Genomic DNA, 13,004 nt, shown 5'->3' on the forward strand with positions numbered 1-13,004 from the left:
CGCGGTGAATAACCGCGCCGTTTTATGGTGGTGGCTGCACCGGGATCGCCGGTTTTTGCAACACGGCATCGTAAGCTGTCCTTGGTCGATCTGCAAAGCTGTATTTCCTGTCTATATTTCCACCGTCGCCGCCAGTGGCACGTCGGGCGCCAGGTGGCTGGTCAGCACGATGCACTGGCGCGCCAGGCGGGATGGCTCGGCTAAGCGCTGGCGCAAGTACGCCATGGCGGAGGCATCGAGGCCATTGAACGGTTCATCGATCAGCAGCAGGCGCACGGGCAAGGCCAGTGCCAGCGCCAGTTGCAGTTTTTTATGCTGGCCCAGGGACAGGGCGGTGATGCTCTGCTGCAAGGTGGACGTCAGGGCAAACGCGCTCAACTCGTCGTTCAGCAGGGACTGGTCGCAGCCCGGATACAGGGCCAGGTGCAGGTCGAGAAACTCGTGCACTTGCAGCCAGGGCAGGGCGGGTAGGTCGCCGCCGCAATAGAAAGCTTGCGCGCGGTAGGCCAGCGGCATGCAGCCGCTGTCGATATCGTCCAGGCGGATAGCGCCGCGCGCGGGCAGCAGGGCGCCGCCCGCCAGCTTCAGCAAGGTCGTCTTGCCGGCCCCGTTCGCGCCACGCAGCCAGTTGATGCCGGGGCCGCATTGCAGATTGAATCCCTGGAAGACGCTGTGCGTGGGAAAGTGAAAATCAAGGTGCTCGATGTGCAGCACGGGAGAAGGCAGGTTCAATTCCATAATTCGCTTCCGATGGCGCTCAAGGCAAGGATGGACAGGACGACGAGGACGACCCGCCCGCGCGCCGTCAGGCGGGGCAGGCCGACGATGGCCAGCAGGGCGGCGCTGGCAGTGAGGGCATACACGCTGGTCACGCGCTGCTGCAGGACTGACGGATCGATGACGTACAGCAAGAAAGCACCCGCCAGCAGCACGGCAAACGCCGGCAGCAGACTGGCCGCGCAGGCCAGGCGCGTCAAGCCCGTGCTGGCCAGGGGCCAGGCGTCCAAGGTGGGACGCAGCACGGCGATCTGCTCGCGCACGGCCTTGTCGCCCCGGTCCGTCAGAATGACCAGGCTGGCGCTGGCCAGCAAGCCAAGCAGCGGCGCGGGCACGAGCGGTGTGCGCAGCAGCCAGGCCAGCATGCTGGCGCCAGCCGTGGCCAGCAGCACGCTTTGCTGCAGGCCGATCACATTTTCGTTGCGCCAGAACGGCAGCCAGAACAGCTGGCGCCACAGGAATACGCTGTGCCAGCGGTGGCGTTGCGGCACGTAGGTCGTCATCGTGGGCGGGCGCGCTCCTTGTGCGGGGCGGGGTGCGCGCAGGCGCAGCGCGATGATGCCGCTCGTCAATATCCACGCCAGCAGCCAGATGATGAGGGTGGCGGCCATGCCGGGCGCGACGATAGTGCGCAGCCAGGGCGGCGACTGTATCAGCCAGATGGCGGCCGAGACGGCATAGGCGAGGCCCAGCGGCAGCATCAGCAGGCCGGCCACGGCGATGTCGGCCTGCCAGCGCAGGCGCGGCGGCAAGGGCAGTTGGCGCAGCCAGGCGGCGGTACTGGCCGGCAACAATCGCTTGCGCAGCAGCCACGCGGGCAGGCACGTGAGCAAGGCTTGCGCGGCCAGCAGGCTCAAAGCGGCGGGCCAGGGCAGTGTCATGGCGAGAAAGCCGGGCAGGGCGATGACGCTGAGCAGACCCAGCAGGACGGGACCGGCCAGGAACACGAGAATTTCCATGGAACTGGCCAGGCTGGCGGCAAATTGCAGCAAAGCATGATGGGCCAGGCGCAGTCGCAGGGCGAGGTAGGGGTGAATACTACGGGGCAAGCGCATGCGGGCAGGGGTGGAGTCAGGGTAGCGCTGATTCTAGAGCATTTGCTGTCCAGAAATGGGAAAAGCCCTTCGGTTCTGGGAACCAAAGGGCTTTTCTTTTATTGGCGGAGCGGACGGGACTCGAACCCGCGACCCCCGACGTGACAGGCCGGTATTCTAACCAACTGAACTACCACTCCAAGCTCGTATGATCTGTGTTGCTGATCCATGAAGCACTGGATAATTTTCTGTTTTGGTGGTGGGTGCTGAGAGGCTCGAACTCCCGACCTACGCCTTGTAAGGGCGCCGCTCTACCAACTGAGCTAAGCACCCGCATACCCAGAAAACTATCCTGACGTTTGTCACCACGTCTGGAAGAGGCACTATTATAGGGGGCGCTTTCGTGCTTGTGCAACTATTCTTGACGGCGAATGGCAGTTTTTTTGCTGAAAAGCGCAAAAATGTTCAGGCGAGGGGGGATAGGCGTGTTTTTGGCTTCTGAAATGGGAAAAGCCCTTCGGTTCTGGGAACCAAAGGGCTTTTCTTTTATTGGCGGAGCGGACGGGACTCGAACCCGCGACCCCCGACGTGACAGGCCGGTATTCTAACCAACTGAACTACCACTCCAAGCTCGTATGATCTGTGTTGCTGATCCATGAAGCACTGGACAGTTTTCTGATTTGGTGGGTGCTGAGAGGCTCGAACTCCCGACCTACGCCTTGTAAGGGCGCCGCTCTACCAACTGAGCTAAGCACCCGTTGCTTGTCTCAGAAAACCATCCCGACGTTTGTCACCACGTCTGGAAGAGGCGCTATTATAGGACGGCTAAAATCCTTCTGCAAGCGCTTTTTTCACATTATTCCGTGATATTCCACTGCGACAGCATCCACGCCATATTGAATGCGTTCTCGGCAATGGCGTTGTAGCGGCCCGACGCACCGCCGTGGCCGGCACCCATATTCGTTTTCAGCAGCAGGGGATTGCCATCCGTCTTATATGCGCGCAGCTTGGCCACGTATTTTGCCGGTTCCCAGTACATGACCTGGCTGTCGTTCAGGCCCGTCGTCACCAGCATGGCGGGATAATTCTTGCGCGCAATGTTGTCGTATGGCGAGTAGCTGAGCATGTAGTCGTACGCGGCCTTCTGGTTCGGGTCGCCCCATTCCAGATATTCTCCCGTGGTCAGCGGCAGGCTGGCGTCCATCATGGTGTTCATCACGTCGACAAACGGCACGGCTGCGTGCACGGCGTGGAACAGGTCGGGGCGCATGTTGACGACGGCGCCCATCAGCAAGCCGCCCGCGCTGCCGCCCTGGATGATCAGGCGGTTCGGGCTGGTCCATTTTTCGCGCACCAGATAGTCGGCGCTGTCGATGAAGTCATTGAAGGTGTTTTTCTTCTTCATCAGCATGCCGTCCTCATGCCAGGCTTCACCCATGTCGGTGCCGCCGCGGATATGCGCCTGCGCATAGATGACGCCCCGTTCCAGCAGGCTGATGCGGCTGATGGCAAAACTGGCTTCCGTGGAAATGCCATACGAACCATACGAGTACAGCAGCAGCGGCGCGGAACCGTCGAGTTTCACGCCTTTCTTGTAGACAATCCACAGCGGCACTTGCACGCCATCGCGCGCCTTGACCCACAAGCGCTGCGTCGTGTAGCGGCTGCTGTCAAAGCCGCCGACGATTTCCTGCTGCTTCAGCACCGTGCGCTTGCCATCCTGCATGCTGACGTCGATGACGGTGGGCGGCGTGACGGGTGACTGGTAGGACATGCGAAATTGCGTGGCGGAAAACTCCGGCGTACCGGCCGCCGTGGCCAGGTAGACGGGGTCGTCGAACTGCACCGTCTTCCAATTCTTTTGCGCAAAATCAAGGATGCGGGCGCGGTTCAGGGCGCGCGCCTTTTCCATCACCACCAGGTAACCCTGGAAGACGTCGATGGACTGGATCACGGCATCCTTGTTGTGCGGCACGACCGGCTTCCAGTTCTTCGGCTGCGGCGCGGACAAGGGCGCGCTGACGACACGGAAATTCTTCGCCTCCTTGTTGGTCAGAATATACAGCTGGCCGTCGCGGTGCTCGATGCCGTAGCGGTGGCCTTTTTCGCGTTTCAGCACGCTCTGGAAACTGCCTTGCGGCGTGCTCGTTGGCAGCAGCAGCACTTCGCTGGTATCCGTGCTGCCCGAGGTGAGCACGAAGAATTGCTTGTCGCGCGTGCGACCCACGTTGATGGCGAACTGTTCCACCGGCTCGTGGTAGACCTGTTGCGGCGCACCGCCCAGGGCCAGGCGGAACAATCGATCCGAGCGCTTGGTGGTGGCGTCTTCCTGCGCCAGCATCAGGGTGGCGTTGTCCGCCGCCCACGCCAGCGATGTCACGCGCGGCATGCTGTCGCCCAGCAATTTGCCCGTTTTCAGATCCTTGACATGCAACTCGTACTGGCGGAAACCCGTCGTGTCGGTGGTGTAGGCCAGCAACTGTTCATTCGGGCTGACGCTGAAGGCGCGCACGGCAAAGAATTTGTGGCCTTCGGCCAATTGGTTCTGGTCCAGCAGGATTTCCTCAGCCGCCTGCGCATCGTAGGCGCCGCTGGCGCCGACGGGGCGGCGGCAGTGAATCGGGTATTGCTTGCCCGCTTCCACGCGCGTGTAATAGTAGAAATTGCCCTGGCGCGCGGGCACGGACAGGTCCACTTCCTGCATGCGGCCCTTGATTTCCGCATACACCTTGTCGGCCAGCGGCTGGATCGGCGCCGTGACGGCGGCCGTGTAGGCGTTTTCCGCATTCAGGTAGTCGATCACGGCAGGATCGGTTTTCTTTTGCAGCCAGCGGTAGTCGTCCGTGACGATCGTGCCGTGGCGCGTTTCCTGCCAGGCCGTCTTGGCGGCGACCGGTGCACTGGTGGTTATGGTGGTGGTGTCGGCCAGCGCGGATGGCGCCAAGGTGGAGAGAAGCACGGCCGGCAGGATGGATGAGCAGACGGCCAGTCGGCGTAAGACGTGAGGTACAGTGGACAAGGCAACTCCCTAGGTTTCGTTGTTGTGCAGCGATTCTATTCTTGCTAAATAGAAAAGCCAATCATGATTTCAATCAATACCGTCCCATTGCTTGCATCCACTGGCAATTGCAGCGATACTGTATATAATTACAGTATCCGATAGCATCCCGCCGCGAGGTGTCCTTGACCGCATCTGCCCCTACATTGCCTGAAACCCGCCGCTGGATAGCCCACCTGGACATGGACGCCTTCTTCGCCTCCGTGGAACTGTTGAAATATCCGGAATTGCGCGGCGAAGCCGTCGTCATCGGCGGCGGGCGCTTGCAGCAGCCCGTGCTGCAGGAAGATGGCACGCGGCAGTTTGCGCGCATGCGCGACTACGTGGGGCGCGGCGTCGTCACCACCTCGACCTATGCGGCGCGCGCGTTTGGCGTGTTTTCCGCCATGGGCATCATGAAGGCGGCCAAGCTCGCGCCCGACAGCATCCTGCTGCCGGCCGATTTCGAGGCTTACCGCGAGTATTCGGCCCGTTTCAAGCAGGCCGTGGCCCAGTTGTGCCCCATCATCCAGAACGTGGGCATCGATGAAATCTATGTCGATCTGACCGAATACGGTGAGCAGGCGCCGGCCATGGCGGCGCGCCTGAAGGCGGCCGTGTCCGAGGCGACGGGCCTGTCGTGCTCGATCGGCCTGGCGCCGAACAAATTGCTGGCCAAAATCTGTTCCGACCTGGAAAAGCCGGACGGGCTGACCATTTTGTCGCCCGAGGATATCGCCACGCGCGTGTGGCCCTTGCCGGCGAAAAAGATCAACGGCATCGGCCCGAAGGCGACGGCCAAGCTGGAAGCCTTGGGCATTGTCAGCATCGGCGAGCTGGCGCAGGCCGACATGGCCATGCTGCGCACGCAGTTCGGCGACCTGTACACGGGCTGGCTGCGCCAGGCGGCGCTGGGCATCGATGATAGGCCCGTGCAGACGAGCCGGGAAACCAAGTCCGTCAGCCGCGAAACGACGTTCGAGCGCGACTTGCAGGTGGTGCGCGACCGCGCCACCCTGTCGGAAAAGCTGGAAAGCCTGTGCACGCGCGTGGCTGGCGACCTGGACAAACAATCGCTGGCGGGGCGCACGGTGGGCATCAAGCTGCGCTTCGAGGATTTCAGCACCGTCACGCGCGACATCACCTTGCCCAGCGCCACGGCAGACGCCGCCGCCATCCTGCGCGCCAGCCGCGACTGCTTGCGGCGCGTGCCATTTGAAAAGAAAATCCGCCTGCTGGGCGTGCGCATCTCGACCTTGTCCGATCCGGCCAGCGTGATGCGGCAGGCGCCAGCCCAGGCGGAGCTGTTTCCCGCCCTGTAGCGGCATTCCCTACGCATCAACAACACCGCGCCAGTCCGCGCTTTTGACGGCATTCCCGTGTCGAAAGTGTAGAATGGCGTTCCCCTGGCACTACTGAAACAAACGGAAGACAAAAACTATGTGGTTCAAGAATCTTCAGATTTACCGCCTGCCCGCACCATGGGCCTATACGCCAGAACAACTGGAAGAGGCCTTGTCCTCGAACAAATTTACGCCGGCGACCAGCATGGATCTGATGCGCCAGGGCTGGGATACGCCACGCCCGAACGGCGGCCTGGTCCACGTGGTCAACAAGCAGATGCTGATCCTGCTGGGCACGGAAAAGAAACTGCTGCCAGCGACCGTCATCAACCAGGTGGCCAAGGCCCGCGCTGCCGAGATGGAAGAAGCGCAAGGGTTTGCGCCTGGTAAAAAGGCCATGAAGGAATTGAAGGAACGCGTGGCCGACGAGCTGCTGCCGCGCGCCTTCAGCATCCGCAGCAACGTCTGGACGTGGATCGATCCCGTCAATGGCTGGCTGGTGGTCGATGCCGCCAGCCCGGCAAAAGCCGATGAAGTCATCAAGCTGCTGCTCAAAGCCGTCGACAAACTGCCGCTGGAAAGCCTGCGCGTGCAGCGCTCGCCCGTGGCGGTGATGACGGAATGGCTGCAAGCCGACGATGCGCCGGCCGGCTTCACGGTCGACATGGATACGGAATTGCGCGCCACGGGCGAAAGCAAGGCCACCGTGCGCTACGTGCGCCACACCCTGGAAGCGGACGACGTGCGCCGCCATATCGCCGCCGGCAAGCAGTGCACGCGCCTGGCCATGACGTGGAACGACAAGATTTCCTTCGTGCTGACGGAGTCCTTGGCCATCAAGAGCGTCAAGCCGCTGGACGTGATCAAGGAAACGGAATCGAGCACGAAGAACGACGAAGAGCGTTTCGACGGCGACGTGATGCTGATGACGGGCGAATTGAGCAAGCTGATGGCCGACGTGGTCGAGGCATTGGGCGGCGAAGCGACTGCATAAGCGCAGTCATGCCGGTACGGAAAAGGAGCTGCGGCTCCTTTTTTTTCGCCTATGCAATGTGTTGCTGCATAAAAAAAGCGCCTTGCACGGTGAGGTGCAAGGCGCTTTCGAGACAAGCTAACTTACAACGTCAAATTAGAACTTGTAGTTGCCGGTGATGTAGAACGAACGCATCATTGGATCGGCGTAGCGTGGGTCGAAACCAACTTGGTGGCCCGACGAAGAGCGCAGCGACAGCGGCGGTGCACGGTCGAACAGGTTTTTGATGCCTGCGCGGATCGTGGTTTGCTTGTCAAAGGCGAAACGCGCTTGCCAGTCGAACGTGGTGTACGACGGAACTTGCAGGCGGAAATCCTTCACTTCTTTTTTGGTGGCCACGTCGTACACGGTAGCTGCCGCATCGGTGTAGCCGTTACGGTAGTTGACGGTCACCGTGTTGCTCAGGCGGCCCGTATCCAGGGTCGTCGTCAGCTTCATCAGGTTGCGGAACGTGACTTCGTTGGTATCGCCGAAGAAGTCCATGTTGCTGGTGTAGATATTGTCGCTACCAGCTTTGGTGTAGTTCGCGTGCAACATGTGCGTACCGCTCAGTTGGGCGGTCAGCTTGCCGAAGTCAAACTTGTGGTTGGCCGACAGATCCCAGTCGATACCACGGTATTCCTTCTTGCCGATGTTGACCGACAGTTTCTTGAACGCGTAGTAGGGATTGCCGGTCGACGGTTCGATATATTGCGTGAAGCTCGTCGCGTACTTGACTGGATCGGCAAATGCCTGCGCTTCGGTGATTTCCGATACAGCATTACGCAGTTTCACATCCCACAGGTCGGCGCCGAACGAGAAGGCCGCGCTAGGCTCGACACGGAAGCCCAGGGTGAACTGTTTCGATTTTTCCGATTGCAGCTCAGGATTGCCTTCCGACATGGCGTTGTATTGCGTTGCTTCCGCGCGGCACAGTGCCGTACCTGGGTAAGGGCAATCAAATTTCTTGGCAGTAAAGCCTGCAGTGACCAATGGCTGTGCCAGGTCCAGCATGCTTGGCGCCTTGAAGCCCGTGCCGTAGGAACCGCGGATCAGCACGGTTTGTACCGGCTGCCAGCGTGCCGATACCTTGTAGGTATTGGCGCTGTCTTTTTTGCCGACAGTTTTGCTGTGCAGCTTGTCATCGATCGCCTTGACGGCATCGTAACGGCCGCCAACGGTCATTTCGAACGACTTGGTCAGCGGTGCCAGCAATTCGACGAAAGCGCCATAGGTATCGCGGCTCAAGTCGTAGGCAGGCGAGGTGTTGAAGTTGTAGATATCTTTCGACGTGCCGTTGCTGTCTGGCGACTGCTCATAGCGGTAGGTGCGGTAATCGCCACCGATACCCAGGCTGGCCTTGCCGCCTGGCAGGTCGAACAGTTCACGCGAACCGTGCGTGTCGACGCCGCGCATGGTGGTCGATGCGGTACGGATCGAACCGATGAACTGCGCGCCAGCGATTTGCGACTGCACGGATGGCTTTTGCGTTGTTGCAAACGGATTGAAATCCGGATTGGCGAGGATGTCCTTGAAGCCTTGATTTGTTGCGTAACCGCCCGTGTAGCGCTCGTCGATCGAGTTTTGCGACCAGGTCAGGCCGCTTTCGAAGTTCCAGGCGCCCAGTTCACCTTCCACGCCCACCACCATGTGCTTGGTTTCGGTGATGGTGTTGCTGGCGCGCAGGCCGAAGTCCGTCGTACGGTAGTTGGCGGTGACCGACTTGACGTCGGCACGTTGCGCTGGCGTCAGGTAGGGCGACACATAGGTGTTGTACAGCGCGCTGTCCTTGGCGATCGAAATCGGAATCGGATTGGCGGCGATACGCGCGGTCAGGTCGAAGCGCGAGTAGGCGACTTCGGCGAACGCGTTCAGGTTGTCGTTCAGCTTGTACGTGCCTTTGGTAAACAGGCTGTCGCGTTTCGATTGCGGCACGATTTCCACGGTGGAACCGGTGTCGAAACCGCAAGCGCGTGCATTGCTGGTGGTGAGGTCGAAACCTGTAGGGCATTCGCCGGTCATCTCCAGGTAAGGCGTGAATGCGGTCGAGACACTGTCTTTTGTCTTGTAGGCAACGGTGGCGCCTGCTGGTGCAGCCGAGGTGCTGGTGCGGTCCCAGATGTAGTTCTTGCCGCCGCGGGCGAATTTCAGGTACGAGCTATCGGCGAACGTACGGTCGGTAGCGCGCAGTTTCGACTGCTCGTCGTGGCGGTACGAGACCAGCACGTTGAAGCGGTCTTCGTCCAGGTCTCCGAAACCATAGGTGACGCTGGTATTCCAGGTGTTGCCGCCCTTGGCTTCCGGAGCGCTGTAAGTAGCTTCCAGGGTGGCGCCTTGCTGGTTTTTCTTCAGGATGAAGTTGACTACGCCGGCGATGGCGTCCGAGCCGTACAGGGCCGAAGCGCCGTCGGTCAGGACTTCGACGCGCTCAACGGCGCTCATCGGGATGGCGTTCAGGTTGACCGTGGTGCCGGAACCTTGTGGCGCGATGCGGCGGCCGTTCAACAGCACCAGGGTGTAGGTCTCGCCGATACCGTGCAGCGATGCGCTGGTATTGCCGCCCGAATTCGAACCAGCGGCGACTGCGCCGATGGTGAAGCCTTGCATGGCTGGCAGTGCCTGGATCAGGTCGGCTACCGAAGTGGCGCCCGATTTGGCGATCGCTTCTTGCGACAGGCGCTGTACAGGCAAGGCGCCTTCGACAGCGATACGCTTGATGCTCGAACCGGTAATTTCAACTTTTTGAATTGCTTCGTCCGCCATGGATTGGCCAGAGAACAAGACGCTACCTGCCAGAACGGTCAGGGCCAGGCGTACGCTGCGTACGCCAATTTTTTCTTTAAATGCCATTGTAACAATTACTCCGTAGTAGTTTTAATAACGACAAGCAGTACACGAGCACGTATAAGCCATCGGATAGATGACCAGCAGTGCTCGTGTACGGTAGGCGGAACCACGTCGGTGGGAAGTGGAAGACTACTTAGCGCAATATTGTTATAAATGCACTTTTGACTTGTCGAGGCGAACATTATGTCGTCTCAGCAAGAAAAAATGCATATCAACCGTGTCGGATTTGGCAATAAATTATGGATACAGAAGAATATTCAAGTTAATTGTTAAATTGCAGTTTTATATTTAATAATATCAGCGTTTTTAAAAATGATGAATGGCGTTTTTTTACAACATAAAATTATTGTATTGGCAATTTGATGTTTTACCTGCAATAATTCGACGAAATCTGCGGCTTTGCAGAATTTTCGAAAGGCAAAAAAACGTAAAAAAAGCCCGTTGAAAACGGGCTGGTCGAATTGTGACAGCGTGCCAGTCAGACCGTGTGCCGGTCTGCTTGTCGTGCGCTGTCGGGCATTGGCTTACAAGGGCTGGAATACGCCGGCGGCGCGGTTCTTTTGCACATTGTCCCAGGCGAAGATCTGGCCATTCATGGCCACGTACACGCCGGCTGGCAAGGTTTGCGCTACGCCGCAGGCAAAGCCCAGGTTGAACAAGGCATCGGAGTTGTCGATTTCGTAGGGAATCATGGCCCCCGTCAAAATCACCGTTTGCTGCAGGTTCGCCGCGCCCAGAACTTGCGCTGTTTCGCGCATGGTGTCGGTGCCGTGGATGATGACGATGGCTTTCTCCTGCGCCGCGCGGCACGAGGCCAGCACGCGCTGACGGTCCGCATCCTGCATGTCGAGCGAATCGAGCAGGGGCAATTGCTCCAGCGCCACGGGGGCCGTCATGCGCGCGCGTGCAATCGCTGCCGGCAAATGACTGTCGGAAAAGCCCAGGGTACCGTTCAATTCGTTGTAGTGTTTGTCGAAAGTGCCGCCAGTGGCGAGTATGCGCAAAGTCATGATGTGGTCACGATGTCAGTGGAGAATGACGCGCATGATAGCGTGGATTGTGTGCCTTGCGTGAATGGCGAGCCGCGGCGGGCCGTTGCGGATCGCATCTGGAAAATTTGGCCATCTGTGAGTACACTGGTTTCTTTGTTTGCCTGCCACCCCGATTCCGTATGAAAGCGCTCGCTCCCGGCACCGTCATTTTTCACCGCCACCGCGGTTACGGGGTGATCACGTCCGTCAATTTGCTGACGGGCTGGATCGCCGCCCGTTTCGGCAGCGAAGCGCGGACCCTGGACCTGAACCTGTCGACCGACGACGTGCAATTTGCCGATGGCGAAGCGATCCTGTTTCGCCGCGCGCCGCCGGACCGCATGCCGCACGCGCGCCTGATGGCCATGGTGCGCGAACTGCATCAGGCCGGCTATCAAAAACTGTATCTGTATTCGTGGCCGAAACCGTCGGGGCTGCACTGGCGCTGGCATTTGTTTACGGGACCGCGCGACTGGATGCAGCGGCCCTGGCGCGAAGGCTGGTACGGTTCGGGCGCCGATTACAACGTCAACCCCGTGATGGGCTGGGGCGACACGCCCGGCGCCACCACTGGCGAGTTGATCGATGCCCTGGCCCGTTTCGATCCGCAAGGCCTGGCGCAGGCGCTGGGACGCGACGACGACCATAGCGACTGGTTTGGCCGCGTCTGCGACGCCTTATTGCCCGATTACATGTACAGCCTGGACATGCAGCGCACGCCAGGCGAACCCTTGCCCGACATGCCGCCCGTGCCGGTCGTGGCCGTGCGCGCCGGCGTGGCGCCGTACCGTGGGCCGGACATCGCCTGGCCGCCCGGCTGGGCCGGCCTGTGGCGCGGCCGGCACGTGCTGCCCGTGCCTGCCATCCGCATCACGGGCGAGCCGGACCTGTTGAAGGGCTTTCAGCGCTCCTGAGGGGCTTGCCGCGCATGCGCCAGCACTTCCGGATTGAGCAGGCGCGTGCATTGACCTTGTGCAAAATCCACGATGTTTTGCAAGGCGTAGCGGAAATACAGCTCATAGCTGTCACGCTCGACGTAGCCCAGGTGTGGCGTGGCCAGCACGTTCGGCAGCAGCAGCAATGGCGAGCCTGGCGGCAGCGGCTCGTCCGTAAACACGTCCAGCGCGGCCGCGCCCGGGCGCCCCTGTGGCAGCGCCGCTTCCAGCGCGCCATCGGCGACCAGCTCGGCGCGGCTGGTGTTGACGAACAGGGAAGTGTGCTTCATGCGCGCCAGGTCCTCGGCTGTTACCAGCCCGCGCGTGGCGTCGGACAGGCGCAGGTGCAAGGTCAAGACGTCGGCTTGCTCGAAGAAGGCCTCGCGCGACTCTGCCGCCGTATCGCCGGCCGCCACGGCCGCGGCGCGGCTCGCTTCGCTGCCCCACACGAGGATGGTCATGCCGAAGGCGCGGCCATAGCCGGCGATCAATTGACCGATCTTGCCGTAGCCCCAGATTGCCAGGATGCGCCCTTTCAATACCGTGCCGAGGGTGTTACGCGTTGCCTCCAGCGACGACGTCTGCCACAGTCCCTCTTGTAAATGTTGCGCGTACGGCACGATCTTGCGCTGCGCCGCCATGATCAGCGCCCACGTCAGTTCGGCCGGCGCCGTGGGCGAGCCGATGCCTTCCGCGATGGCGATGCCCAGCTCGGTGGCTGCCGGCACATCGATGTGTCCGCTGACCTTGCCCGTTTGCGAAATCAGTTTCAAATTCGGCAGTTTCGACAGCAAGGCCCGGTTGAAACTGCTGCGTTCGCGGATCAGCACCAGCACGTCGAACGGCGCCAGGCGGATCGCCAGCTGGCCCAGGCCCCGCGCTGTATTGCTGAACACTTTGACCTCGTGGCCATCGAGCAACTGGAAGCAATCGAGGCCGCGCACGGCATCCTGGTAATCATCAAGTATGGCAATTTTCATGGTGGATG

The 13,004-nt window shown here is 60.5% G+C and carries 9 protein-coding genes and 4 tRNA genes; 3 read left to right on the forward strand and 10 right to left on the reverse strand.

Annotation, left to right across the window (positions count from 1 at the left end):
• Window positions 1-111: 111 nt before the first annotated feature.
• The 7 genes from SJI03_RS24580 to SJI03_RS24610 form a co-directional block, all read right to left on the reverse strand.
• Entirely contained in the window at window positions 112-738 is a 627-nt protein-coding gene (locus SJI03_RS24580) for an ABC transporter ATP-binding protein (RefSeq protein ID WP_322428942.1), read from the reverse strand.
• Window positions 729-1,826, reverse strand: coding sequence for a hypothetical protein (locus SJI03_RS24585; RefSeq protein ID WP_322428943.1), 1,098 nt, complete (start codon window positions 1,824-1,826; stop codon window positions 729-731). The genes SJI03_RS24580 and SJI03_RS24585 overlap by 10 nt, the downstream gene beginning before the upstream one ends.
• A 108-nt stretch (window positions 1,827-1,934) precedes the next feature.
• A tRNA-Asp gene (locus SJI03_RS24590) sits at window positions 1,935-2,011 on the reverse strand.
• A 57-nt stretch (window positions 2,012-2,068) separates the two neighbouring features.
• Window positions 2,069-2,144, reverse strand: a tRNA-Val gene (locus SJI03_RS24595).
• Window positions 2,145-2,361: 217 nt separating this feature from the next.
• A tRNA-Asp gene (locus SJI03_RS24600) sits at window positions 2,362-2,438 on the reverse strand.
• Window positions 2,439-2,492: 54 nt separating this feature from the next.
• A tRNA-Val gene (locus SJI03_RS24605) sits at window positions 2,493-2,568 on the reverse strand.
• A 99-nt stretch (window positions 2,569-2,667) separates the two neighbouring features.
• Window positions 2,668-4,830: a S9 family peptidase gene (locus SJI03_RS24610; RefSeq protein ID WP_322428944.1), complete on the reverse strand. Its 2,163-nt coding sequence runs from the start codon at window positions 4,828-4,830 to the stop codon at window positions 2,668-2,670.
• 185 nt (window positions 4,831-5,015) lie between these two features.
• Between SJI03_RS24610 and dinB the strand changes: the two genes are divergently transcribed.
• Both dinB and SJI03_RS24620 read left to right on the forward strand, forming a co-directional pair.
• Window positions 5,016-6,170, forward strand: a complete 1,155-nt coding sequence (gene dinB / locus SJI03_RS24615; RefSeq protein WP_322429008.1) for a DNA polymerase IV — start codon at window positions 5,016-5,018, stop codon at window positions 6,168-6,170.
• Between the two features lie 118 nt (window positions 6,171-6,288).
• Complete coding sequence (locus SJI03_RS24620; protein WP_034754435.1) at window positions 6,289-7,185, forward strand: recombination-associated protein RdgC; 897 nt, start codon at window positions 6,289-6,291, stop codon at window positions 7,183-7,185.
• A 135-nt stretch (window positions 7,186-7,320) separates the two neighbouring features.
• Here the strand turns inward: SJI03_RS24620 and SJI03_RS24625 are convergent, their stop codons facing one another.
• Together SJI03_RS24625 and SJI03_RS24630 are read right to left on the reverse strand one after the other, a co-directional pair.
• Window positions 7,321-9,966, reverse strand: a complete 2,646-nt coding sequence (locus SJI03_RS24625) for a TonB-dependent receptor (protein WP_322428945.1) — start codon at window positions 9,964-9,966, stop codon at window positions 7,321-7,323.
• A gap of 608 nt (window positions 9,967-10,574) precedes the next feature.
• Window positions 10,575-11,060, reverse strand: coding sequence for an asparaginase domain-containing protein (locus SJI03_RS24630; RefSeq protein ID WP_034781194.1), 486 nt, complete (start codon window positions 11,058-11,060; stop codon window positions 10,575-10,577).
• Between the two features lie 161 nt (window positions 11,061-11,221).
• On the opposite strand from SJI03_RS24630, the gene SJI03_RS24635 reads away from it, so the two are divergent.
• Window positions 11,222-11,995 (forward strand): L-asparaginase, encoded by a 774-nt coding sequence (locus SJI03_RS24635; protein WP_322428946.1) that lies wholly within the window; start codon window positions 11,222-11,224, stop codon window positions 11,993-11,995.
• On the opposite strand, the gene SJI03_RS24640 is transcribed toward SJI03_RS24635, so the two are convergent.
• Window positions 11,983-12,996 (reverse strand): D-2-hydroxyacid dehydrogenase family protein, encoded by a 1,014-nt coding sequence (locus tag SJI03_RS24640; protein ID WP_322428947.1) that lies wholly within the window; start codon window positions 12,994-12,996, stop codon window positions 11,983-11,985. The genes SJI03_RS24635 and SJI03_RS24640 overlap by 13 nt on opposite strands.
• Window positions 12,997-13,004 lie beyond the last annotated feature (8 nt).

The organism is Janthinobacterium sp. GMG1, from assembly GCF_034427795.1.
Taxonomy (GTDB): Bacteria; Pseudomonadota; Gammaproteobacteria; order Burkholderiales; family Burkholderiaceae_D; genus Janthinobacterium.